We start from the raw sequence: 23625 nt of genomic DNA on the forward strand, positions 1-23625 counted from the left end.
TTTCTTGTGTTCAAGCCATAGTCATGCTACAGTCATGCTAAAGTTGAGTACAAGTGCAAGGAGGAGAATTACATTCAAAAGTGGATGCAAAATTTTTATAAAAAAACTGGGTTGAACCTTTATGTATGGCTCGCCTTTTTCATCCTGCCATTCTATTTTATATCGCAATATTCTAAATTATGGACGATGGTAACCGGCATCATCATTATCCTCGTTTTCTTCGTCTGTTACCTGCTCGCCTTCATCACCAAGGGCTGGCAGGTGTACATGTGGATTGGAATGCTTATTGCCATATCCATTACGATGACGATCGCCTATGATTATGCGTATTTCTCATTGTTTCTTGCTTTCTTTATTGGGAATATTAAAAATAAAGCCGGATTCTTCACCCTCTACTCGGTGAACCTGGGAGCCAGTTTCGTAACCATTAATTACGGTTTCATTAATCAGAGTTCTCTGTTGGTGAGCCAACTCCCGTTTGTATTCATCAGCTTAATGGCCTCCATCCTGCTCCCAATCAGTACGTATAACAAAAACAAAACCGAACATTTGGAAGGCCAATTGGAGAATGCGAACAAGCGACTTGATGATCTCGTAAAAATGGAAGAACGCCAGCGTATCGCTCGTGACCTGCACGATACACTTGGACAGAAGCTCTCTCTGATCGGTCTGAAAACCGATCTGGCGAGACGGCTGCTCCGCAATAATCCCGATCAGGCCGAGATTGAATTGAACGACCTCAGACAAACGGCAAGTACAGCTCTGAAGGAAGTCCGGGAAATGGTCACCACCATGCGTGGTACACAATTGGTTGATGAACTGTTCCGGGCGGAGCAGATTCTGAAGGCCGCTTCGATTGAATTTGTGCTGGAAGGAAATCCCAAGTTACAGGATACGTCACAATTGAATGAAAATGTGCTCGGTATGTGTTTGAAAGAAGCCGTCACCAATGTCGTCAAACACAGTCAGGCAACAGCCTGTACCATCATTATTAAGGAGACCCTGGCGGATAATGTATTAACCGTACAAGATAACGGTATTGGAATAGAGCGAACTCGCAAACAGGATCGGCGCGGAACAGGAATTTTGGGCATGAAGGAACGACTTGAATTTGTGAATGGTTGTCTGGATATTCGCTCTGCAACAGACATCCAGGGCACAGCGATCATTATTCATGTTCCGAAACTCGTTCGCAAACCGATAAAGGAGGCAGAATCATGATTAGAATTGTAATCGCGGAAGATCAGCGCATGATGCTCGGCGCCTTGTCTTCCCTCCTCAATCTGGAGGAAGATATGGAAGTCGTCGGACGTGCCAGCAACGGCCAGGAAGCCCTTGCCCTTGTCCAGGAGCTTGCACCAGACATCTGTCTGATGGATATAGAAATGCCTGTGAAAAGCGGCCTTGAAGCCGCAGAAGAACTCAAAGGAATGAGCTGTAAGGTCATTATCCTGACTACTTTTGCCCGGACCGGATATTTCGAACGTGCCCTAAAGGGCGGTGTCCGTGGTTACCTTCTCAAAGACAGTCCAATTGAAGAACTTGCCGAGTCGATCCGCCAAGTTATGAATGGCAGACGCATCTTCGCTCCGGACTTGGTAGATGAAGCTTATGTAGAAGAAAACCCTCTGACAGAACGGGAGAATGCCGTACTAGGCCTCATGGCAGATGGGAAGAACACCAAGGAAATCGCCGGGCATCTGTTCATCACAACGGGCACGGTACGTAACTATATCTCCATTATTCTCAACAAGTTAAATGCCAGTAACCGCATTGAGGCCATCACTCGCTCCAAGGAAAAAGGGTGGTTCAAATGAAAGTACCGCTTTAACCCATTGAAACAAAAATAAGCATGTATCAGGCTGCACAAGCTGCGATAACATGCTCAAAATAAAAAGCTTGGCCCAGCAATTTCTTCCTGGGCCAAGCTTTTTTTAGGTGTATCGTAACAATCCCATACTCATCTCTTTTTCATTGCAGAATATCCGTAAAACACTCAAGATTTATTTCACAGATACAGCCATGCCAAGAGCCTCTAGTGGCACTTGATCGGTCTTAAGCTGATGAATTTGGTTACCGTCCTGCCATGAGATCGTTACATGAACAGACTTTCCACCACTTGGATATTCAACTTTGATATATCCTTTATCTTTGGGTACAGGCAAGGTATGTGACTCCAGGTACTCCACCATTTTCTTCGCTATGCCCGCATTATTCATTTCATCTTCCGAAACCGAACGAATTTCCAGCGTCCATCTACCTTCCTGCCAAGTCAGATATTGACTGCCTGCGGCACCTTCACTCATGCCTTCGATGCCATGTCCCAGATCCACAGCAATATCTGCTGGAATATCTTTCAGGTTCGTCTCAGGGAAAATTTCTGACTGATTCGGGTCATTATAGGTCTTCACTTCAAAGGAAGCCAGTACAGGTATCTTACTGTCGGATGCAGTTAAAGACTGATCATTAATGGCAACAGACTGAGCGGTAGCGTAGAAGTTTACTTTAAATGCATCCGCAGTATTGGACAGTATTGCCACACCCAAAGACGTACCCTTGTCCAATGTGAATGAAGTGGGTAACGCTGCATCCTTCATCTTCAACTGGTTGCGAACTTGCTTGATCACATCATTCACACCTGAATGACCAGTGGCAACTTGGTTGTCATTTGCCTTCGATTCTGATGTGTCTTCATTATCTGTTGTGTCCGTATTCTCTTTGGTTCCTGTTTCATTTTCATTAGAGAAATCAGCACCACCACTGCCGGTCTCGGTCTGTTCACCCACGGTTGTCGTTGGTGAAGAACTATTCTCTGATGATGCTGCATTTGAATCCGGTCCACCACATCCTGCCAGAGCAAGTAAAACGGCTGTCGTTACTGGAATGGTGATCCATAATGGTTGTTTCTTCATGATGTGAACCTCCTTCGTTGTAGCCAATCGAAAAATTAAAGATTAACGCTTGTCGTTCCAGAAGTTAACCGGCTGCACTTTTTTACTTAATACTTCAAAACGATACCCTTCTGCCTTCAATGTTTTTAATACTTGCGGTAATACTTTTAGCGTTGCTTCCTGGTCGTGCATAAGCACAACAGGTGTTGTTCCGCTCTTTTGCACATTGTGGATCTGCTTCATTACACTGTTATAGACTTTCTGGTGATCTTTCTTGTATTTCCAATCTTCCGAATCGACATTCCAGTCCCATAGATGGAATCCACCCTGACCCAGCAGTACATTACGGAATGCCGGTTTGAGATAAGGTTTACTACCATATGGCGTTCGAACGAGACTTGTTTTAACTCCGGCAACCTTGTTCAGACTTGCATTGGCCTGTTGCATCTCTTTCAATCCGGTATATGCAGATTTATAGAATTTGCCTGGAACGTGAGTCACACCATGCAGACCCAATCCATGCCCGTCAGCTACGATTCGTTTGGTAGCCTTCTGAAATTGCTCCATCCGAGGACCCAGCATGAAAAACGTTGCCTTCGCATGATACTGATCCAGAATATCCAGTAACTGACCCGTATGAGCGGTTGGCCCATCATCAAACGTCAGGTATATGATTTTGGAATTTGTTTTGCTTGCTCCATCCTTGGATGCAGCTGATTCGGCAGATACCGACTGCGGCAATAATAGTGGAATGATTAGTAAAATAGCAAGTGTGACCATGATAGATTTACGAATATGTAGCATAATTAAAAGTCTCCCTTATGTGTTATATTTCCCCGGGTGTCCATGTTTTTCTACCTTCATCCCTTGGCGATTAATCCTAATACTATCAAAGATAGTGGCTCCTGTTCTCGCTCCAAAGGCTACGGTAGAGTTACACTTTTGTCAGATAAACCTAAAATTTAATACGAATTTGATAGATTTGCGCAAAATAAGATCCCGCCAGGATAGATCAATTGTGACATATCCTCTATTACCCATATTTAGAATTTTGATAGACCTTTACTCCAATTCAAGTAAATCAATACAATCATTAAATATCGTTGCATGCAAAAAAACCTGCACAAGTGCAGGCTTCTTTGTCTTCAATCAGCATATGGCATCAAACCATCATCCCTTGCAAGGGGATTGCCCCATTGCATTCAGGATCATTACCTCATGCTGTATGTAAATGGTGTTTTGACGCTGGAATCTTTTTGACTCCCTACGTGCATTTATTCAGCAGGAGCTGTGAACGAACGTTTGCCAAACTCGGCATCCAGCATGTAGAAGGCATTGCTGTCTTTTTCAATGCGGCGCAGCTTCTGAATAATGTTGTCAAACAATGCTTCCTCTTCAACCTGCTCATCAATGAACCATTTCAGGAAATACATCGTTGCATGTTCACGTTCATTCAGAGCGATGTCAGCCAGATTGTAGAATTTTTTCGTGTTTTGCTGTTCATGAGCATAACCATGTTCAAATACATCCAGCATCGAAGCATATTCATTCTTCGGTTCTGGCAAAGCCGCAAGTGTGGCACGTTGTCCACGATCATTCAGGAATTTGTATATTTTCATGCCATGGAATCGCTCTTCTTCCGCTTGCACGATGAAGAAGTTCGCAAATCCATCCAGACTTTTGCTGGAACAATAAGCTGCCATAGCCAGATATACATGAGCGGAATAAAACTCAAAGTTCATCTGTTCATTTAAAGATTCTGTTAACGTTTGGCTCATAATCAAAACACCTCTTTCTTTCTCTAGGGATGGTTATATTCTAACATAACGTAAGCAGGACTTACACCGATTTTCTACAAAATTCGCCAAGGACTGAACGATCAAAAAAGCTCTGCCGCGATGGCAGAGCTTCTTTCATTCTTTAGAGATATGCAATTATACCAAGAACGCTTTGGAGATGATAACCAACAGGATGAACAGAACCAGAATGGCACCTACAGAAGTGAAACCTCCGTATCCGTAGCCTCTTGTTTCTCCACCTAATACTTCGCTCATTGACCGTACCTCCTCTGCAACAGGTATGGGTTATCTTATGCAGGAAGAACAACTTTGACAGGGCGGATGCCCTAATTATTCAGATTGCTGTTTTTTTCGTTCAGTACCGGGGAGATTGCACACGCATGATATCCAGAAAAGGCACCTTCGCCGTGAACTCTTCTTCGGTATACTCTACATGCACGAGTCGTGTACGGGAGTCCATTTTGACGATAACTCCTTGCACCTGATCTTCTTTGCCCCATACCGTCAACAGTACTTCCGAACGTTCCCGAAAGGCTTCAACCAGTTGGTTTCCCAACTCTTCAAGTTCAAACTCATCCCGTGTAGGTCTTTTTGCTACTTTTGCTTTTGCCAATGTGGCTGCCTCCTCTACTCCGACGTCCCGATTCCACGGGTTGATTGCCGAGTTCATATTCAATTAGTATACCATTCATTTACGTTCGTGTAATCTCATGGCATCCAGAATGAGCAAATTCCTCAGGCAAGTTACCGTTAACCGTGATACCTCCTATTCTTCTCCATACTCCACAATGATGCTGTACTCATTTGATCGGGTTTCGCCAGCCCGTTTTTGCCCAATGTAATCTTAGCTCTCATGCTTAAAATATAATCATTTGCGTTTTGTTCATTGTAATTTATAATCATCATATACGAGAGTAATTCTGTCGTACCATTATGATGCAGTCAGCGGTGATATATGAAAGGTTTCCATACGCACAATAGCCACATTCCAACAGAGTACGAGTTCAAACATTCCAAATGGATTCAAAAAATGCTCCATGCCTACTGGATTGTTATCATCGCACATTTCGCCATTCAGATTGGCTGTTTCCTGGTTCTGGAGTATGATCGCACACCTACCGATTTCTTGATGAATGTCCTGTTCTGGCCTACGACCGTCAGCAGTTCATGCATTTTGTTCGCAAGTTGGGTTGATCGGCGCTTCAGTTCATATTCCTTTTACACCATGTCTATAGCCAGCACGGTTATCGCCTGGACGATTATTCATGTCAATTATGACATTCGGATTATATTAGCAATCTGTCTGTTGCCCATCTTCGCTTCAGTGCTGTTCTTCAGTAAAAAGAGAGTCTGGATTGTCTTTCTGATGCAGATGACTGGTTACTTTCTAGTTTTGTTCGACCCGGCTTACCGGTTGTACCTGTCTTCATTTGACATGGTATCCATTCCTGCTTTTCTAATCCTAGGTACATATGTAGCACAGGTTATCGTAACCAGCGGCGTTGAGGTGCTCGATGATCTTCAGGCCAGCATGCTTGCCAAGCAGGACCTTATTGTGCGAAATGCCATTATGACCAAACAGTCCAAAACAGACGGTTTAACCAACCTTTATAATCAAAGCTCATTCAAGGATTATTATGAAAAAGCATTTGAGTATGCCAACAGTGGCATGAGTCTGCATCTTTCCCTGATCGATATTGATGACTTCAAATCCATTAATGATACGTATGGTCATCGGGTTGGAGATATCATTCTGGAGAAAGTGTCCCTGATCATTCAGGAAACCATTACATCAAGTGATATTGCAGCACGGTACGGGGGCGAAGAGTTCGCCTTATTGATGTTTGAGCAATCTTTCAAGCAGGCCTATGCCTTGGTGGAACAGATTCGTCAGAAAATTGCCCTGATGGGGCATCTGGAACTTGAAGGAGCTTCCATCACGGTGAGTATCGGTCTCAAAAGCTACAGTCCCAATCTAACCAAAGACAAATTGTTCGAGGAAGTGGATGCCTGTCTGTATGCCGCCAAACGAACAGGTAAAAATAAAACCGTAACATCACTTGATCTGACTTCGTCCTTGACAGAGAAAATGTAAATAAAAAAGTTGTGCTGTACACCGGAATTCCGGTTTGTACAACACAACTTTTTTTGGGTTTGAATACGATCAGCAGGCCGATCTTTTTCATACGTCTATGTTTTCATTCCGCCCATTCCCAGCGATGACGATTTTGCTCCAGCATCGGATGCAGGTATTCGGACGATCCGTCAATGATGAGACGCAACTCTTTGATCCAATCCTTGAAGGAATCAAATGAAGCAAACATATTCGCCATCTCTATCGTCAAATACAGAAAGTGAGGGGCTGGATATTCCGCAGTGATATGGCGCAGCGCGCTATCCACAGGTGTATATTTTTTTCTCTTGCCCTCAAGCCCCTCCACACGTATACGTGAAGTTGGATGTTCCCGCCGCCAATCATGCAGGCGATCTTCTCTTTTGTAATATGCCCGTATCGGTTCCTTGCTCATTCGTTTAAACGTGCTCTCGTGTAAAGGATACAGCACAAGCTGTGTGAATGAACGGGTACCCACCGTTGCAGCCGCTCGCTCGAGTTGCTCATCAGTCACATGTTCAAACGAGTCATAAAAAGTCAGTGTACCTTTGTGGCTGGCCGCAGGTGGCTCATAACCATAAGGTACAGATGTATATTTTCCAGACATTTCACCCCTCCTTGTCTATACGCATATTCGCACAAAGATGATTGGGATAACCCCGCTAATGTTATTATACGCTAACGATCCTGCTTCAACTCGGAATAAAATGTCATTCTGTTCTTGCCTGCACGTTTGGACTCATACAAAGCTTCGTCCGCCATCCGAATAATCTCACTTGGGTTGTCGCTGTTGGTTGGATATTCAGCACCTCCAATACTACATCCAATTCGAATTCGCTCGTATTCGATAATAAACGGCTTGTTCAGACTTTGAATGATGGCTTCTGCATAAGCCATGGCTTCTTCCCTCGGATGACTTCCAATCGACTGAAGTACAATGAGGAATTCATCTCCACCCAATCGGACCGTTATCCCCTTCTCCTGACCAAGAGCAGACAGTCGCTGGGCCACTTTCTGTAACAACACATCTCCCGTCTGATGTCCAAGTGTATCGTTGACCCGTTTGAATCCATCGAGATCCAGATAGAGAAAAGTAAGCGTGTGATTTTCACTTTCGGTCTCCAGAGACTCCTCCAGATACACTTCTAGGGCAGTGCGGTTCGGCAGTCTAGTCAACTGATCAAAATGCGCCAGATTCTGCATCACAACCAGCTCTGAGTTTTTATTCATAAGAGAGGTCAGCATATCCCGAAGCGAACGGGACAACACTTCAATCTCCTTAATCCCCTTAATCGCAGGAATCTCAAGCTCTTCCCCTGCACGCAGTCGATTGGCTACTCTGGTAAGACGCACAAGTGGGGCAGAGATCAGACGTGAGACAAACCAGCCAATCAGTGCAAACAGCACGGTAACGGCAAGTCCAGACCACACATTAAACCACATCAGGTCAAACACAGAAGCAAAAGCAGATGACTTGACTTGACGAATGACTACGGTCCAGCCTAATCCGGGATAATCCAGATGACCCTGGCTGTAGGCAAACCCTGTCACATATTCATTCCCGTCAGGCCACTTTTCAATGGACCAACTGCTTTTGTTGCGCTGGGCCTCTTCAATGCCGGGCAATACCATCGGTTTACCGACCCATTCCTTCGGACCGAGCAGCACGGTATGTTCCTTTTTGCTCACGATAAAAAACTCAATGTCCTTTTCTTCCCTTTTCAATGGGGCAAGTACAGATTCCTCAACTTCCTTCGCCCACTCCCAGCTTAAATGTGCAGCGAGCACACCTTGAATCATTCCTTTGCTATCTTTCAGCGGAAAACTGATATCGACAAATTGCAACGGCTCTCCCGTTGGATTCGGAAGCAGCTTGGCTAGAAGAACTGCATTATGCACATCTCCAATGAATTTACCCCTGATTCCCTCCTGATACACAGGTCGCTCTGATAAATTTTCCCCAAGCAAAATACCATCCGTGGCAGCTAATACTTTTCCCTTCGGGTCCATGAATCCAACCCATGAGAATGAGGGGAAGCTGTCTTGTAACTGATCCAGCAGCATCTGAATCTCATCAGGTTGGAATCCATCTTCCAACGAAGCCATTCGGCCCAACAGGTCCAGTTCACCCGCGCGAGCAGACATGAAACGATCCAGCTTGTCCGAAGCCTGTGAGGCCGTGCCTGTAAGCGAGTGACCAATCTCAGTCTCTACAGCAACAAATGACTTTTGGCTAAAAATAGACCCAATCGTCAGGGTAACCAGCAAGGATAACATAGCACAGATGACTGTGAGCACAGTTCTAATTTTGAATGACATTACTTCCTCCATTACACGGTGAAACCATCTTGCTTTTCAACATAACTATGCTGCAAAGAGTACACGGAATGTCACCTAATCGTTTTCATATTTATCGGAACTTGTATGTTTTTTTATTATACGTGTCCATACAATATTATACTGAAATCTTCACCGTGTTTCTTCCATTCAAAGAATAGACACGATTCTGTATATACATACTTGGGTTATGAATATAGAGAGCAAGCATATCCTTCAAAGGATCATGCGCCTGTATGTCACAGAGAGAGAAATCGAAATACTAAACATTGGGGGTGTAATGTTGAGCCTGCTTCATGTTGCTGTTATTCTGCCTTTTGCCGCTGGCATATTTCTTGCCATGCTGCATCGTTTCTTCCGTAAAAAACATTTGGGATGGCCGGTTCTCCTTGTCCCGGCACTATTATTTGTATACTTTGCGAGTCTCATACCCGCTGTGTCACAGCGCAATACCGTATCTGGAAATATCCCGTGGATTCCTTCACTGGACATTGGATTTAATCTGTATCTGGACGGTCTGAGCCTCATGCTGACACTGCTAATCACCGGAATTGGTGTCCTCGTTGTTCTCTACTCCATCTTCTACATGGATATGAAAGAAGCGCTGAACCGTTTCTACCTGTATCTGTTGATGTTCATGGGAGCCATGCTGGGCGTGGTGCTGTCTGATAATATGATCGTGCTCTACGGATTCTGGGAATTGACCAGTATTACGTCATTCCTGTTGATTGCATTCCATTACAAACGTAAAGCCTCGACTTCAGGAGCACAAAAATCATTCCTGATTACAGTATTTGGCGGTTTTGCCATGCTTACCGGATTCATGATGATGTATCTCATTACCGGAACATTCAGTATTCGTGCAACTATTACAGGATTGGGTCAGTTTCAGGAAAGCGCACTATTTCTACCCGCACTTGTCTTGATCCTGATTGGAGCTTTCACCAAGTCAGCTCAGTTCCCATTTCATATCTGGCTGCCGGATGCCATGGAAGCTCCGACACCTGTCAGTGCCTATCTTCACTCAGCCACCATGGTCAAGGCCGGACTCTACGTTGTAGCCCGGTTTACACCAATCTTCGGTGGACAGGGACTCTGGTTCTGGCTCGTTACCGGCGTTGGTCTTCTGACTTTGTGTTATGGATCATTCCTGGCGGTGAAAAAAAACGATCTCAAAGCAATTCTCGCCTATTCGACCATCTCTCAACTTGGTCTGATCATGTCCCTCTTAGGGGTTGGATCTGCTGCTCTCTACTTCGGATATGGCGAATCCTCTGCGATGTATACCGTGGCAATAACCGCTGCGTTGCTTCACCTGTTTAATCATGCGACCTTCAAGGCCGCTCTGTTCATGGTTGTAGGCATTGTTGATCATGAAACGGGTACACGTGACATTCGAAAGCTCGGTGGACTTGCTTCATTCATGCCCATTACATTCACCGTGGCATTGATCGGTTCACTTGCCATGGCGGGTATTCCGCCGTTCAACGGATTCCTGAGCAAGGAGTTATTCTTCCAGGCGATGGTCGAAGTCACGCATCTACGAATCTTTGGACTTGGGTCCTGGAGTGTTCTATTGCCGGTATTTGCTTGGCTTGCAAGTGTATTCACCCTGATCTATGCGCTTATTATCGTGTTCAAAACATTCCTCGGTCGTAGCCAAAGCGAGATCCCTGCCGAGAAGCTGCACGAAGCGCCCGCTGGTATGCTCATTCCGCCCGTTGTTCTAGGTGTTCTTGTCATTGTATTCGGGCTCTTCCCGAATCTGCTGGCTGGATCACTGATTGAACCGGCCATGGCCGCTGTGCTTCCATCCCTCTTAAATGGGAATGAGCGCTTCGATGTACATTTCTCCCTGTGGCATGGATGGACTCCGGAACTGATTATGACGATCGGAGTTGTGATTCTCGGAATCACTCTCTACAAGCTGTTGCCACGATGGAGGAATATTTATGAGCATTATCCACAAGGATTAACAATTAACAATATGTACCATGTCGTACTGGATAACCTTCAGCATTATGCACGCAAATGGACGGAAGCCTATATGAATGGCTCGGTTCGTAATTATCTCGTTTACATTTTCTCATTCACGGTCGCGTTGCTGGTCTATGCTTTCTTCCGCTCAGGAGAAAATATCACCTGGAATCTGCAGGGTAATGCACCTTTCTCATTTTATGAGGTCGTCCTGCTAGTCACGCTCATCGGTGCAGCAGTTTCGATTCCTTTTGCCAAGAACAGGCTGTCGGCAGTCATTATGACCGGAGCGGTTGGTTACATCGTAACCCTGCTATTTGTTCTTTTCCGGGCGCCTGATCTGGCGTTGACACAGATGATTGTTGAGACGGTGTCCGTTGCATTGTTCCTGCTCTGCTTCTACCATCTACCTGAGCTTCAACGTGGCAAATCAAGCCGCCGTTATCTCACGGTCAATATGATCGTAGCGATTGCAGTCGGGATCGTGATGACTTTTGTTGCATTGGCCGCAAGCGGAACAGCATCACTGGACAGCATATCTACTTTCTTCCTTCAGGAAGCGTATGACTCGGCTGGTGGTAAAAATGTCGTGAACGTGTTGCTGGTAGATTTCCGTGGCTTTGATACGTTATTGGAGATTATGGTGCTTGGCGTTGCTTCGTTATCCATCTACTCCATGATTAATCTGAACCTCGAAGCGAAAGATCTCGGAGCCCGCTTGAAGTTCCGTAAGAAGGACGAGAGTCAGGATTCCGAACCTGCTCTGGATGATGAAGCGGATAATACGAAAAAGTATGGTAACCGGGAACGCAGCTCATCCTCGTGGGATACTGTCCCCTTGCAAAGTAATGATGTATTGCTGCAAACGACCACCAAGGTCGTGGTGTTCATCATACTGACGTTTGCCATGCACCTCTTCTTTGCAGGTCACCACAATCCGGGCGGAGGTTTCATCGGCGGCTTGGTAACAGCGGCAGCGCTTGTATTGATTGCCCTGGCATTCAGTACAGATACGATACGCAAAGCGTTACCGGTTGACTTCCGTATCCTAACAGGAATCGGATTGGGTATAGCCTTACTTACGGGTGCGGGTTCATTTATATTCGGAGTTCCGTTCCTAAGTCAAACCTTCGGTTATTTCGAACTTCCTTTGCTGGGAGAGACAGAACTCGCCACGGCCATGCTGTTTGATCTTGGCGTGTATCTCGCTGTCTTGGGTGTCACCATGACCATCATTCTACAGATCGGGGAGGATCGCTGATATGGAAATATTGATGTGTGTAGCCGTTGGCATTCTGTTTGCGGTAGCCGTCTTTTTAATCTTGTCGCGGAGCCTGCTCCGCATCGTACTTGGCATGTCCATACTAACCCATGGCGTGCATCTGCTCTTGATCACCATGTCACGTCTCAAAACCGGGGCACCACCACTGCTTGGGGAGATGGCTGAACGTTATGTCGATCCTCTTCCTCAGGCTTTGATACTCACTTCGATTGTTATTAATTTTGGACTCACTGCGTTCTTCTTTGTTCTCTCCTATCGTTCTTATCTAAAGCTGAAAACAGACGATATGGAAGAAGTAAGGGGGCGTCCATATGAATAATCTCGTCGTTCTGCCCATTCTGTTGCCTTTGATCACAGGTGTTCTGGCTCTGCTATTTTTCCGAAAAATAAATATCCAGCGGATCATTAGTGTCATAGGACTTTTGTTTACCGCAGCGGTCTCAACGATACTCATTACGCGAGTAGCCCAAAGCGGAGTTCTCACGCTGAATATGGGAGGATGGGCACCTCCCTATGGTATTGTGCTTGTTGCGGACATGGTATCGGCGCTACTTGTCGTTGCCGCTTCCATCATTGCACTGGCGTGTCTGTTGTATGCGTTCCGCAGTGTGAACAAGGAGCGGGAAGAGCACCACTTCTATCCGTTCTTTCATTTTCTGATCGCCGGCGTTAACGGTTCATTCCTAACCGGAGATTTGTTCAATTTGTTTGTCAGTTTTGAACTGATGCTCATCTCTTCTTATGCACTGATCGTATTGGGAGGTACGGAAAGACAGCTTCGGGAAACGATCAAATATGTCCTAATTAATATCGTTTCTTCAGCACTGTTTGTCGCTTCCATCGGCTTCCTCTACTCCATAACTGGCACACTGAACATGGCAGATTTGTCCGTTAAGATTGCTGAAGTGGGACAGAGCGGAATCATTACCTTAATTGCTGTTCTCTTTCTGATCGTATTTAGCATCAAGGCCGGACTGTTCCTGTTCTTCTGGCTGTCGGGCTCTTATGCTGCACCACCTGCTGTCGTCACTGCATTGTTCGCAGGATTGCTCACCAAGGTTGGCTTGTACGCGATTGTGCGAACATTCACACTGATCTTCTATCATGATCCGGATTTCTTCCATGCACTAATCGGATGGATGGCTGGAGCAACGATGGTCCTTGGTGTCATCGGTGCGATCTCATACCGCGATGTAAACAAGATTCTCATCTACAACGTGGTCGCAGGTGTAGGGTTTGTCGCTTTTGGTATGGCCGCGGCCAGTCGCCCTGCACTGGAAGGTCTGCTCTTCTATATGCTGCATGATATGTTGATCAAAACATTGCTCTTCCTGCTCGGCGGTGCCTTGATCGCTGTTGCCGGAACATCCAAACTTGATAACATGGGCGGGCTAATCCATCGCTATCCTCTGCTCGGCTGGATGTTCTTCATTAGCGCACTTGCCTTGGCAGGTTTGCCGCCATTTAGTGGATTTCCAGGGAAGTTGCTTCTCTTTGAAGGAGGCTTGCAGGCAGGCTTGTATGGTCTTACCGGCATTGCGGTGCTTTCGAGCTTGTTGATGTTATATTCGGTACTGCGCATCTTCATACAAGCGTTCTGGGGCGAACCTCCTGCCGGGGTTACAAGACGCCCTTACGCGGTGAACGGCCTTCTGATTCCTGCCGGAATTCTGTTTGTATTCATCATCGTAATGGGTGTGGGGGCTGAAGGCATGTTCCAATTAACCTCCCGCGCAGGCGATATTCTACTGCATCCCAATATTTATATAGATGCCGTATTGAAGGAGTAGATGTCTATGGCCTTTCAGATTGTACTGAATCTTATCATTGCTTTTGTATGGATGTTTCTGAACAATGCCTGGAATGGTGTTGGTTTTCTCATAGGTTACCTGCTCGGACTGCTTCTCATCGGGGGGATGCGCAGATTCTTCCCCCAGCGCTTCTATGTTGTGCGAGTCTGGGCCATCTTCAAACTGATTACTCTGCTGTTCAAGGAACTGGTGCGAGCCAGCATTGAGGTTATACGACAGATTATCAAGCCAAAGTTAGATATAAGGCCCGGTATTTTTACGTATAAAACTCAATTGTCCTCGGATTGGGAAGTTACTCTGCTCTGCTTACTCATCTCATTGACACCAGGTTCTCTGCCGCTTGAGATCTCGGGTAACCAACGCAAACTGTTTATTCACGCACTGGATATCAAGGATGAACAGAAAATGAGAGATAATATCCAAAATACATTCGAAAAAGCAATTATGGAGGTGACGCGTTAATGTTATCCTCACTGTTGTTCATCTCATTGCTCATTCTCTCCTTAGCCATTCTGGGTTGCTTGTACAGAGTGCTTCGGGGACCATCCATGGCTGACCGGATCACTGCGCTGGATACCATCGGCATCAATGTGATTGCCATCGTTGCCGTTCTGTCGATGATGCTGCAAACCCAAGCCTATCTGGATATTATCTTGCTGATTGGCATTTTGGCTTTTCTAAGTACTGTGGCATTTGCACGTTATATTGAAAGGGGGGCGGTATTCAAAAATGATGGAGATCGTTAAAGTAGCCGCTGAAACAGCTATAGGTCTACTCGTACTGCTCGGTGCACTACTCAGTGCACTCAGTGCATTTGGACTTATTCGTCTGCCTGATGTATATCTACGTGCCCATGCCGCAACCAAAAGTATGACACTTGGAGTGTTCTGTGTATTAAGCGCTACATTTTTCTACTTCTGGTATTTCGATAACTATATCAGTGCCCGCTTGTTGTTAGGTATCCTGTTTGTATTCATCACGGCTCCGGTCGCCGGACATCTGAATGGTCGGGCCGCCTATCGCACAGATGTACCCCTGTGGGAGCAGAGCGTGCAAGATGAACTGGAGCCCTTGTTAAAAGGGAAAAAAGTGAACCATGAAGCCAAGGATATGATGGAGTAATCCCCAGCCTAGCACAACAAATACCCCCGAGGATCAGCTGCCCGTTTCGCGGCTTGTTCCCCGTGGGTATTTTTTTACTTTTTCATACACGGATCATATCAAACACGGATTATGCAGAGAGATTAAGTAGCCTAGTCAGAATCCATTCAGTCCCTGTCTTCTCAGATCCGCAGTCACAATACGTGCAAGCTCCGCAGCCCCTTGACGATTGGGATGCAGACTATCCCCTGTCATATACAGAGCAAGTGTTGCCGCTGGACCAATAGACGTGAAATAGGCAGAACTCAGCTTGTTCAGTTCAACAAGGGTGACTCCCTCTTCCTGAGCAAGTGCACGTGTGGATTGATTGTACCAGCGGTTCTCCGCTTGATGTACATTGGCTGTATTAAAGTCTGTTGCCCGGCCCTGAGGAGTGGAGAGGATAACCGTTGCTCCTTTGTTCTTCGCCTGACGCACCATATCCCGCATAATTTCCTTGAACTGCGCCTCCGTTGTATTGTTCTTGGCATTGGTATCGTTAATTCCGAATTGTAAAATAAAATAATCTCCCGGCTTGATATACTTCAGAATCGCCTCCATCTGACCATCATCGCGGAAACCTCTCGCAAATTGACCGCTTGATGCCATATTTCGAACCTGGAAGGTAGAATTGTTCACATAGGACGGAAACAGCTGTCCCCAACCTCCCTGTACACTGCTACCCAGTGGATAGTAATTACATACCGTTGAATCACCACCAATGTAGATTGTGCGGTTGGTAACGGTCTGATTGGATAACTTTCGGATTTCGAGTGCACTAAGTGTGAAGACGGTACCTGTCTTTCCTTCCGTAACCAGCAGGTTTAATTGCCCGTCAGTCACCGGAATTTGAAATTGGTCCGTTGCACCGTTGCCCGTCATATTAATGATCTGGTAGACACCTTCTGCAGCCACACTGGCTCGGGCAGTATTACCCAGGACCACTTTGACCTCATATAGGCCACTGGACAGATTCACATTGAAGGTATTGGTGCTCTTGGTGCCGTAAGTCAGAAACTGCACAGCGTCACTCTTAACCCCGCTTCCTGAGGCAGACACATTCCTCATCTGTGCAGGTGTGTTGAAGCCATAACCTTTCGTAGGCGTATAGGCATCTCCTGCGGACACGCCTGTGTAACCGCTCTCAACAGCACCCGAACCAAAATCAAATCTGTAATTGTCCGTTGCCGCTTCGGCGACTTGCCCTCCACTGCTTCCCAAACCGATGCCCACTGTACTCGCAAACAGAACAAAACAGAGCAGAAGCTTTACCGATATTGACCATTTCATCACTGAATTCTCCTCTCGAATCAGAATTAAATTGGGGCATGATCCACAGCTTCACAGCACTTGATCAAGCCAGTCATAAGCCTTCGCTCCGCTAATCTCATGTCCACCTGTAAAGAAATCCGCATCCAGTGATTCAGATGCTCCCGCCTGCTCATATATGTGTGTCAAACGGGCATACGCCTCTCTCGCTGAATGGATGGGGAACACCTGATCATCACTTCCAGCTTCAATAAAAAGTGACCTAGGCACAATCAGGCCGATGAGATCCGGCAATTCCGCTTCACGCAGGATACCTGGCACATAGTTGTCCAGACAATGGTTCCGATCCAGTATGCTGCCCTGGAATGTACTTGCATAACCACTTACTACAGTTGCCCTGAACCGTTCATCCAACGCGGCTGTAAATGCGGTCACCAAACCGCCACCCGAGATACCCATGCTTCCAATTCGCTCCGAATCCACTTCTGGCCGGGTCGATACATAATCCAATACTCGTGTTGTTTCATACACCCTATGACCGGCGAGAGTCTTCCCCACCATGAGCAGATGCGCAGCAATCTTCGTACAGGAACTTGCTCCTGGTGGCGCATCGCGGTCCTCTTCCAATCTTCGATCACCAAATCCGAGCAACTCTGGAGCCGCAACCACATAACCACGCTTCACAAGAGCTACTGCAAAGTCCTTGTGTAATCCGGGCTCTCCTGTCCGTAGTGATCCATCCGGTTCCATGCCCGATATCTCTCGGCTACCGTAGCCATGCCCATGACAAGCAACGATAGCAGGTCTCTTTGTATCAGTAACACTTCCATCACCCGGAATTAATAAATATACAGGCATGCGAAGTCCTGCATAGGTCGTAATTTCAATCCGCTCCCGGATATATCCGTCACAGGTAATTCGCTCCAGTAAGACAGGATTCAGTGCTGCCGCCATCGTGGGAAAATCGCCCAGCCGTTCTTTCACGCGAGTACGTAACTGACTGCGCCATAACTCCAGGGGTTGATCTGCATGATACGCGGAACGACCACGAAGATTCGTTTGTTGTTGTAGATAGGCTTCAATATCAGACATGGGCCTGTGTCCCTCCTGTTTTTCATAGGATAACGTAGATATAAGACTGTGATATGGAATTAATCCCATCCATTATAGAACATATATGTCACCCATGAATTGAACATGTTTGCCTGTTTTGAATGGAATCACATGATTTCTAGCCAAAAAAAGGATATCTCCAACCTGAAGACAGGTTACGGAAATACCCTTCATTTCATCTGACCTGGCAGCCACCAGTTCCACCTGCCCATTAATTTCATCAATGCAGGTACCAGTATTAGACGGATTAATGTAACGTCAATCAACACCGCTGCCGTGATTCCGATCCCTAACTGCCTCACACCTTCAACTTCAGCAAAGGCAAACGGCACAGTCACCGCAAGCAGAATTGCCGCTGCGGAGGTAACCAGACGGCCTGTAGAAGCCAATCCCTGTTGGACAGCCACATCACTGTCTCCGGTTCGTCTATACACTTCCTGGATACGGCTCAGCATAAACACACCATAATCCATGGATATGCCAAACACCAATCCTGCAATGAATACAGGAATCATAATGGCAATAGCTGACTGCTCCATACCTAGATGTCCTTCATTGAACACCCACACCAATATGCCAAATGAAGCGGCTAAGCTGAGCAGATTCATCACAATTGCCTTGATTGGAATGAGCATCGATCGGAATGCCGCCAGTAACACAAGATAATTGGTGACCACTACAAATACCAGCACTTTGGGCAGTTGACTTGTGACTTCCTGCATTATTTCATACTGCTTGGCAGCTTCCCCACCATAACGTAATTTTACATTGCTGAAACCTGGTGCATGATCACTATTCCTCATTCGTTCAAGTGAGTCTGCAACCTGTTCCGAACCAGGCTCCCCGTGCACAGTGGCTACCAATCGTATGGAATGGTCAGAGACCGTTGAACGCAGCCATGCCGTCCTTGTTGACTCCTTGCCTTCTATGGAAGGAGTGAGCGCCGACGGTGGAATTTGAAAAAGGCTCTGCGAGTCATTTTGATTCGGCTGTAATAGGCCCCATGGTGAAACAATGCTCAATACGTCTGAGTCCTGCAGTAGTTGACGGGCTTTGTTGTGGGCCATCTGCCAGTGAGAGGCAGTCAACAGTTCCTGCTGTCCGCCAATCACGATCTCGATGGCGGAGGTATTCTTTTGCCCAAAATCATGTTGCAACAGCTCTGCTGCCTGGCGGGACTCCATTCTCTCTGGCAGTGAAGAAGCATCCGGGACGGACAGTTCCAACCGGGTCACTGGATAAACACACAGGAGCAGCGCAACCGTACCTCCAATGGCCATACTGACTGGTCGTTTCATGACCATTGCTGACCATCGATGCCAGACCGAGCTTCTGGGTAACGAATGGACTAACTTTCGCCTGAAGACCCGACCCGCAGACAGTGACAGCAGAGCTGGCAGCAGCGTAACATTTAACAGTAGCGATAGAAGCAGAACAATAATGGCCCCCAAGGAGACACTCAGAAACATCGGCAGTCTGATCCAGAGCAGACCCAGCAACCCAAGGAGCACGCAAGCTGCCGAGAACAACACCGCTCTGCCTGCTGTACGTAATGTTCGCTGAAGAATCTCGCTCCGCAATACCTCGCTCTGCATATCTATGCTGCTGCCCGTAACGTTAGCTTTGCCTTCATCTTCGTAGACCCGCTGAAGTTCTTCCCTGTACCTGCTCAGGATGATCAGGGCAAAGTCTATACTCAGTGCCATGCCCACCATGGGAATCACATTAATGATAAAGTTGGACAATTCCAGATGATAACCAAGGAGTGACGTGACTCCCATAGCGGTAATCACAGCACTGATCCCCATCATGACAGCAATCAACGCAGCATATAGCCCCCTGAATGCAAAACACAAAATGATCAGGGCAATCGGCAGTCCCACCATCTCTGCCCGTTCCAGATCACGAAAACTCAGATGATTGACATCCTGCTGGACGACTGCCTTTCCCGTCAATTGCACCGTACCTGGACCGTCTGTTGCCAGCACGGAGCGCAACTGCTCCAGTGGAGGACCCATCTGATGCGCAGGCACATCCATTTTCACAAGGGCATATGCCCTATGGTCTTGAAGCGTCACCCTTTCGCTAGCATCCAGAGGGGACGTGATAGAGGTTACTGCAGGCAGCCCTCGAACCTGTGTCAAACGATCCTTGATCCACTGCCGGAACTGTAACGGCGAGGTATTTTCCTTTTTCTCAAAAACCAGAATAACCGGATCAGCAGGAGAACTGAATTCGTCCTCCAGTACAAGTTCAACCGCTTGCGCATCCCCGTGAACCCGTTTTAAGCCGTGATCCTGAACAATGTCAGGTAACTTCCACGCCCAGACCGCTGACATCCCGATGATAAATACCCAGCAGAGAATAATGAACCGCGGATATCGGCTGATGAGGACAGCAAGTCTGCGATAACCCATACCTAAGCTCCTCTGCGATCAGATTAATCATTCGATTATGTTCATCGGTAAGATCATAAGCACATTCATACACTTGCGGTGTATGTCTCCTTCACTCGGGTTCGCGAACTATTGGATGCCATGATTCACAGGTGTTCTGTTCGCTATGGGCGCAGGGATGTATGTAAAAGGAAGTAACTCTGCTGTCAGTCCCGGGCCAAAGGCCAGCGCTATCCCACTGGTATGCTCTTCCTTCTGTCTGTAATCCTCACGGATGGCTTGAAGAACAAAAAGAATCGTCACGGAAGACAGGTTGCCATAATCCCGCAGGATATTTCGGCTGTAGGAGACCTGCTCATCTGTCAACTGATACAACTTCTGAACCGCATCCACGATACCTCTGCCTCCCGGATGGATTGCCCATATGTCCGGTAAACCGCTCCCCTCCAGCAACCGCTCTACCTCTGGACCGAGATGCAAACCAAGCAGCTTCGGAATCTGTGGTGACAGGTAGAGATCAAAGCCTGTATTGCCCACTTCCCAGATCATTTCTTCTGCACAATCCGGGAGCAGCGTTGAGTGCCCGCGACCTAATCGAAAATATTCATTGCGGCCTGTTCCAGACGCACCAATAATACAGGCAGAGGCACCGTCTCCGAAGAACGATGCGGCATACAGGTCGTCCCGTTTGGCAGATGGTTGGAAGTGAAGTGTGCATAGTTCCACACACACGATGAGAACCGTAGCCTTCTGATCTGTCGTTACAATGGAATTCGCCAGTTGGATCGCCTTCAGACCGGCTGCACATCCTTGAAACACCAGTGGAATCCGGTTGATCTGCGGTGACAGTTCAAGCTGTTGGATCAGCCGAACATCAAGTCCGGGCAGGAATTGTCCCGTGCAACTTACCGTAATGAGATGTGTAATTTCCGAGGAGGTTACGTCTGCATCCTGAAGGGCCTGTCCGGCCGCTTCCAGACCAAGTGGAACAGCAGCAGCTTTGTATTTGCCCATACGCTCGGATGTAGTCGGAACCTCCTCCGCATTGGTAAAGGGTAAATATCGACAAGAATCAACAGGCTCAAGCAGATTCGGTTCACACGTATACCGGGTCTCCACACCGCACTGATTAAAGATCCGTTTGGCCCACCTTCTCGCATCCGGCTCATGTTCCAGCGCTTGCGCGAGACGGGCAGATACATCCTTTTGCTCAATACGGTGGGCAGGGCAGGCCGTTCCTATTCCCATAATACTTGCCCCAGTAGTTGCCTCAAGCTGGTTCATCGGCTTAACCTCCTTATCGTACGTGTTCAAAAATTGGCTTTTTAAACAACCTATATATAAAATAGGTTCATATGACATGTGTGCAGGATATAGTACAAGTCTATTCACTCCCTGTCCGGTTTATGTTCATATTAACAAGCAAAGGCGGACAACATATGCGAGTTTCGCACGTGCTGTCCGCCTTTGCTACCGGATTAAACCCGTTCCTATATTACATATTCGATCTGTCAGAACTATTCAGGTCGAATCACCGTGAATCTCTCTCCAAGCTTGGCATAATCATTACCTGCCAGTCGGCTAACTGGTTTCAAATGATCCATCAGGATATAGCCCTTGTCCGGATTGTAGACTTGTTCGCTGAAATGATACTGAACAATGCGTACCAGCAGCAGGTCACTCACTGGTTTGCCCTCATCATTCGTGATGGGAATGTGTTGATACAGCTCACACTCCATCCGAATGAGTGCTTCCTGAATTCCTGGCACAGCAACCTTGGTACTTGGCACTGTAGTAAGTTTTGTCCGCTCAAGCTCACTTTCGTGGGGTTCCAGTATGGCTGCTGTCTCATTGACTTCTGTTATGATTGCTTCATCACAGATATGCACGACCAGTTCTTGATGAGCAAGCACATTACGTGCAGTATCTTTCATGATACCGTCTTTACGTGCAATGGATATCGATAACAGCGGCGGGTCCGAACTAACCACATTAAAGAAACTAAAAGGCGCTGCATTAATTACACCATTCTTATCTGAAAGTGTCGTCACAAAAGCAATTGGACGTGGCACCACCGAACCACTCATCAGTTTATAGTTGTCTCTTCCCGTTATTTCACGTGGATCCAATGTATACATATGTAAATATCCCCTTCCTTGCTCGTGAAGCAAATGACAACTCTACTTCATGATACGACAATGTTTCTACTTCTTTATTATATATCGTAAAATGCTGAATTAACAAAAAAACTCCCTGGTGCCCACTGCACCAAGGAGTTTGAACATGCCATTTCGTATTGGCTATTTCTTATTTAACGATGCTGTTCTGAATGTCTTCCATAATTTGAAGGTTCGCTTGAACTCCACTATACAGCCAGCTGCTGGACCGGGTGAATTCAAACAAATTGCCATTTTTCACAGCCGGGATGCTTTGCCATACCGGATCTTTCAGTGCTTCTGAGCCTGTACCTTCATCACTATTCACAAAGAACAAGTAGTCTACATCCATTTCCGCCAATTTCTCCATAGAGATCGAAGACCAGTTACCTGTTGCATTGGCAGAGATTTCTTTTACAACTTCAGGCTCTAGAAGTCCAAGCTCTTTGTACATTACTTCTCCACTTGATACGTTATCACTTACAATAAAGAACTTGCCGCTAACCAACCAAATGGCCGCTGCTGATCTTGTTCCACCTGTAACGTTGTTGATCTTTTCCTTGATTTCTGTAGCTTTAACTTCGTAATCATCCAGCGCTTTTTGCGCTTCATCACTCTTATTCAAAATCTCACCGATTTTCAGCAACGTTTTACGCCAGTCGCTATTGATCTCATCGCCGAGCACGAAAGTCGGTGCAATCTTACTGTATTGTTCGTATTTCTCACCTTCAACCACGCTTTCGGAACCGATAATAATCAGATCCGGGTTAAAACTAGTTACCGCTTCGAAAGGCAGATCGAAGGCAATCGTTGGAATACCATTCAGATCTTTTTGTAGATATTCCTGAATTCCGTTGGCTACAGACCATTGGGCAACTGGCTTAACACCTAGTGTTACCAGATTGTCTTCCAGATAAGAAGCGATAATGCGCTCCGGATTTGCGGGAATTGTTACTTCGTGTCCCATTGCATCTGTTAATGTGCGCTCTGTAGCGGCTTCTGTTTGTGTCTCTGTCTCCGTTGTTGTATCGTTCTCTCCTGCTGCTCCGTTCTCTGCAGGCTTCGCTCCACACGCAGCCAACCAGATGGACATAACCATCACCGTAATTAGAAGCATGATCATCTTTTTATTTCTCTTAAACACTTGATATATCCCCTTTCAATTCATTATGAAAACCTTATTCGGCGTTATTGTGACAGATATCAACGTTCAAAAATATTGACACTATTATTGATACATATAATATCCGTATGTACATTTGTTCGATTCCATTGACAATGATAATTGTTATCAGTTCAGTTGTCAATCCGATTATGTGGCGAGGCGATCATATAAAATCT

At 46.4% G+C, this 23625-nt stretch carries 22 protein-coding genes; 9 read left to right on the plus strand and 13 right to left on the minus strand.

The window, feature by feature from the left end; translation table 11 throughout:
• The first annotated feature begins 72 nt into the window (after window positions 1–72).
• Both AC6CIF_RS30075 and AC6CIF_RS30080 read left to right on the plus strand, forming a co-directional pair.
• Window positions 73–1221 carry a sensor histidine kinase gene (locus AC6CIF_RS30075; RefSeq protein WP_498202600.1) on the plus strand — a complete coding sequence of 383 codons (1149 nt, stop codon included), beginning with the start codon at window positions 73–75 and terminating at the stop codon, window positions 1219–1221.
• On the plus strand, window positions 1218–1817 hold the full coding sequence (locus AC6CIF_RS30080; protein ID WP_036608692.1) for a response regulator transcription factor: 600 nt from the start codon (window positions 1218–1220) through the stop codon (window positions 1815–1817). The genes AC6CIF_RS30075 and AC6CIF_RS30080 overlap by 4 nt, the downstream gene beginning before the upstream one ends.
• A 186-nt stretch (window positions 1818–2003) precedes the next feature.
• Here AC6CIF_RS30080 and AC6CIF_RS30085 read toward each other — a convergent pair whose 3' ends face one another.
• The 5 genes from AC6CIF_RS30085 to AC6CIF_RS30105 form a co-directional block, all read right to left on the minus strand.
• On the minus strand, window positions 2004–2912 hold the full coding sequence (locus AC6CIF_RS30085; protein ID WP_076217024.1) for a hypothetical protein: 909 nt from the start codon (window positions 2910–2912) through the stop codon (window positions 2004–2006).
• A 42-nt stretch (window positions 2913–2954) separates the two neighbouring features.
• On the minus strand, window positions 2955–3695 hold the full coding sequence (locus tag AC6CIF_RS30090) for a polysaccharide deacetylase family protein (RefSeq protein ID WP_076217025.1): 741 nt from the start codon (window positions 3693–3695) through the stop codon (window positions 2955–2957).
• 470 nt (window positions 3696–4165) lie between these two features.
• Window positions 4166–4669, minus strand: a complete 504-nt coding sequence (locus AC6CIF_RS30095) for a ferritin (protein ID WP_076217026.1) — start codon at window positions 4667–4669, stop codon at window positions 4166–4168.
• 156 nt (window positions 4670–4825) lie between these two features.
• Window positions 4826–4945: a hypothetical protein gene (locus tag AC6CIF_RS30100; RefSeq protein WP_017688846.1), complete on the minus strand. Its 120-nt coding sequence runs from the start codon at window positions 4943–4945 to the stop codon at window positions 4826–4828.
• A 100-nt stretch (window positions 4946–5045) separates the two neighbouring features.
• On the minus strand, window positions 5046–5303 hold the full coding sequence (locus tag AC6CIF_RS30105) for a YolD-like family protein (protein WP_036608707.1): 258 nt from the start codon (window positions 5301–5303) through the stop codon (window positions 5046–5048).
• Between the two features lie 342 nt (window positions 5304–5645).
• On the opposite strand from AC6CIF_RS30105, the gene AC6CIF_RS30110 reads away from it, so the two are divergent.
• Window positions 5646–6785 carry a GGDEF domain-containing protein gene (locus AC6CIF_RS30110; protein WP_498202576.1) on the plus strand — a complete coding sequence of 380 codons (1140 nt, stop codon included), beginning with the start codon at window positions 5646–5648 and terminating at the stop codon, window positions 6783–6785.
• Window positions 6786–6888: 103 nt separating this feature from the next.
• On the opposite strand, the gene AC6CIF_RS30115 is transcribed toward AC6CIF_RS30110, so the two are convergent.
• On the minus strand, window positions 6889–7410 hold the full coding sequence (locus AC6CIF_RS30115) for a hypothetical protein (RefSeq protein ID WP_076217028.1): 522 nt from the start codon (window positions 7408–7410) through the stop codon (window positions 6889–6891).
• Window positions 7411–7481: 71 nt separating this feature from the next.
• Entirely contained in the window at window positions 7482–9122 is a 1641-nt protein-coding gene (locus AC6CIF_RS30120; RefSeq protein ID WP_339300982.1) for a sensor domain-containing diguanylate cyclase, read from the minus strand.
• A gap of 301 nt (window positions 9123–9423) precedes the next feature.
• Here AC6CIF_RS30120 and AC6CIF_RS30125 point away from each other — a divergent pair, with 301 nt between their 5' ends.
• The 6 genes from AC6CIF_RS30125 to mnhG are packed head-to-tail and all read left to right on the plus strand — an operon-like array spanning window position 9424 to window position 15332.
• Window positions 9424–12378: a Na+/H+ antiporter subunit A gene (locus AC6CIF_RS30125; RefSeq protein ID WP_498202601.1), complete on the plus strand. Its 2955-nt coding sequence runs from the start codon at window positions 9424–9426 to the stop codon at window positions 12376–12378.
• A gap of 1 nt (window position 12379) precedes the next feature.
• Complete coding sequence (locus tag AC6CIF_RS30130) at window positions 12380–12718, plus strand: Na(+)/H(+) antiporter subunit C (protein ID WP_036670645.1); 339 nt, start codon at window positions 12380–12382, stop codon at window positions 12716–12718.
• Window positions 12711–14189, plus strand: a complete 1479-nt coding sequence (locus AC6CIF_RS30135) for a Na+/H+ antiporter subunit D (protein ID WP_498202577.1) — start codon at window positions 12711–12713, stop codon at window positions 14187–14189. The genes AC6CIF_RS30130 and AC6CIF_RS30135 overlap by 8 nt, the downstream gene beginning before the upstream one ends.
• A 6-nt stretch (window positions 14190–14195) precedes the next feature.
• A complete protein-coding gene (locus tag AC6CIF_RS30140) occupies window positions 14196–14672 on the plus strand; it encodes a Na+/H+ antiporter subunit E (RefSeq protein ID WP_339300978.1) in 477 nt (158 codons plus the stop codon).
• Window positions 14672–14956, plus strand: a complete 285-nt coding sequence (locus tag AC6CIF_RS30145; RefSeq protein WP_017688855.1) for a Na(+)/H(+) antiporter subunit F1 — start codon at window positions 14672–14674, stop codon at window positions 14954–14956. Before AC6CIF_RS30140 ends, AC6CIF_RS30145 begins: the two co-directional genes overlap by 1 nt.
• Window positions 14940–15332, plus strand: a complete 393-nt coding sequence (mnhG, locus tag AC6CIF_RS30150) for a monovalent cation/H(+) antiporter subunit G (RefSeq protein WP_017688856.1) — start codon at window positions 14940–14942, stop codon at window positions 15330–15332. The genes AC6CIF_RS30145 and mnhG overlap by 17 nt, the downstream gene beginning before the upstream one ends.
• 135 nt (window positions 15333–15467) lie before the next feature.
• On the opposite strand, the gene AC6CIF_RS30155 is transcribed toward mnhG, so the two are convergent.
• The 6 genes from AC6CIF_RS30155 to AC6CIF_RS30180 all read right to left on the minus strand — a co-directional run bounded on the left by AC6CIF_RS30155 (window position 15468) and on the right by AC6CIF_RS30180 (window position 23428).
• Window positions 15468–16640, minus strand: coding sequence for a rhamnogalacturonan acetylesterase (locus tag AC6CIF_RS30155; RefSeq protein WP_498202578.1), 1173 nt, complete (start codon window positions 16638–16640; stop codon window positions 15468–15470).
• Window positions 16641–16691: 51 nt separating this feature from the next.
• A complete protein-coding gene (locus AC6CIF_RS30160; protein WP_498202579.1) occupies window positions 16692–17711 on the minus strand; it encodes a dienelactone hydrolase family protein in 1020 nt (339 codons plus the stop codon).
• Between the two features lie 191 nt (window positions 17712–17902).
• Window positions 17903–20149, minus strand: coding sequence for an MMPL family transporter (locus AC6CIF_RS30165; protein WP_498202580.1), 2247 nt, complete (start codon window positions 20147–20149; stop codon window positions 17903–17905).
• Window positions 20150–20257: 108 nt separating this feature from the next.
• The gene (locus AC6CIF_RS30170; RefSeq protein ID WP_498202581.1) at window positions 20258–21412 is read right to left on the minus strand and encodes a type III polyketide synthase; all 1155 of its coding nucleotides are present in this window, start codon (window positions 21410–21412) and stop codon (window positions 20258–20260) included.
• Window positions 21413–21645: 233 nt separating this feature from the next.
• Window positions 21646–22266 carry a flavin reductase family protein gene (locus AC6CIF_RS30175; RefSeq protein WP_498202582.1) on the minus strand — a complete coding sequence of 207 codons (621 nt, stop codon included), beginning with the start codon at window positions 22264–22266 and terminating at the stop codon, window positions 21646–21648.
• Window positions 22267–22435: 169 nt separating this feature from the next.
• Window positions 22436–23428 carry an iron-hydroxamate ABC transporter substrate-binding protein gene (locus tag AC6CIF_RS30180; RefSeq protein WP_498202583.1) on the minus strand — a complete coding sequence of 331 codons (993 nt, stop codon included), beginning with the start codon at window positions 23426–23428 and terminating at the stop codon, window positions 22436–22438.
• Window positions 23429–23625 lie beyond the last annotated feature (197 nt).

The organism is Paenibacillus sp. GQ49 (assembly GCF_059759055.1).

What these genes read in the sequence shown, in the direction of transcription:
- AC6CIF_RS30085 (WP_076217024.1), bottom strand. Translation starts at nt 2,912, where the DNA reads ATGAAGAAACAACCATTATGGATCACCATTCCAGTAACGACAGCCGTT.
- AC6CIF_RS30175 (WP_498202582.1), bottom strand. Translation starts at nt 22,266, where the DNA reads ATGTATACATTGGATCCACGTGAAATAACGGGAAGAGACAACTATAAA.
- AC6CIF_RS30120 (WP_339300982.1), bottom strand. Translation starts at nt 9,122, where the DNA reads ATGTCATTCAAAATTAGAACTGTGCTCACAGTCATCTGTGCTATGTTA.
- mnhG (WP_017688856.1), top strand. Translation starts at nt 14,940, where the DNA reads ATGATGGAGATCGTTAAAGTAGCCGCTGAAACAGCTATAGGTCTACTC.
- AC6CIF_RS30130 (WP_036670645.1), top strand. Translation starts at nt 12,380, where the DNA reads ATGGAAATATTGATGTGTGTAGCCGTTGGCATTCTGTTTGCGGTAGCC.
- AC6CIF_RS30115 (WP_076217028.1), bottom strand. Translation starts at nt 7,410, where the DNA reads ATGTCTGGAAAATATACATCTGTACCTTATGGTTATGAGCCACCTGCG.
- AC6CIF_RS30140 (WP_339300978.1), top strand. Translation starts at nt 14,196, where the DNA reads ATGGCCTTTCAGATTGTACTGAATCTTATCATTGCTTTTGTATGGATG.
- AC6CIF_RS30145 (WP_017688855.1), top strand. Translation starts at nt 14,672, where the DNA reads ATGTTATCCTCACTGTTGTTCATCTCATTGCTCATTCTCTCCTTAGCC.
- AC6CIF_RS30110 (WP_498202576.1), top strand. Translation starts at nt 5,646, where the DNA reads ATGAAAGGTTTCCATACGCACAATAGCCACATTCCAACAGAGTACGAG.
- AC6CIF_RS30165 (WP_498202580.1), bottom strand. Translation starts at nt 20,149, where the DNA reads ATGGGTTATCGCAGACTTGCTGTCCTCATCAGCCGATATCCGCGGTTC.
- AC6CIF_RS30135 (WP_498202577.1), top strand. Translation starts at nt 12,711, where the DNA reads ATGAATAATCTCGTCGTTCTGCCCATTCTGTTGCCTTTGATCACAGGT.
- AC6CIF_RS30095 (WP_076217026.1), bottom strand. Translation starts at nt 4,669, where the DNA reads ATGAGCCAAACGTTAACAGAATCTTTAAATGAACAGATGAACTTTGAG.
- AC6CIF_RS30090 (WP_076217025.1), bottom strand. Translation starts at nt 3,695, where the DNA reads ATGCTACATATTCGTAAATCTATCATGGTCACACTTGCTATTTTACTA.
- AC6CIF_RS30155 (WP_498202578.1), bottom strand. Translation starts at nt 16,640, where the DNA reads ATGAAATGGTCAATATCGGTAAAGCTTCTGCTCTGTTTTGTTCTGTTT.
- AC6CIF_RS30080 (WP_036608692.1), top strand. Translation starts at nt 1,218, where the DNA reads ATGATTAGAATTGTAATCGCGGAAGATCAGCGCATGATGCTCGGCGCC.
- AC6CIF_RS30100 (WP_017688846.1), bottom strand. Translation starts at nt 4,945, where the DNA reads ATGAGCGAAGTATTAGGTGGAGAAACAAGAGGCTACGGATACGGAGGT.
- AC6CIF_RS30170 (WP_498202581.1), bottom strand. Translation starts at nt 21,412, where the DNA reads ATGAACCAGCTTGAGGCAACTACTGGGGCAAGTATTATGGGAATAGGA.
- AC6CIF_RS30160 (WP_498202579.1), bottom strand. Translation starts at nt 17,711, where the DNA reads ATGTCTGATATTGAAGCCTATCTACAACAACAAACGAATCTTCGTGGT.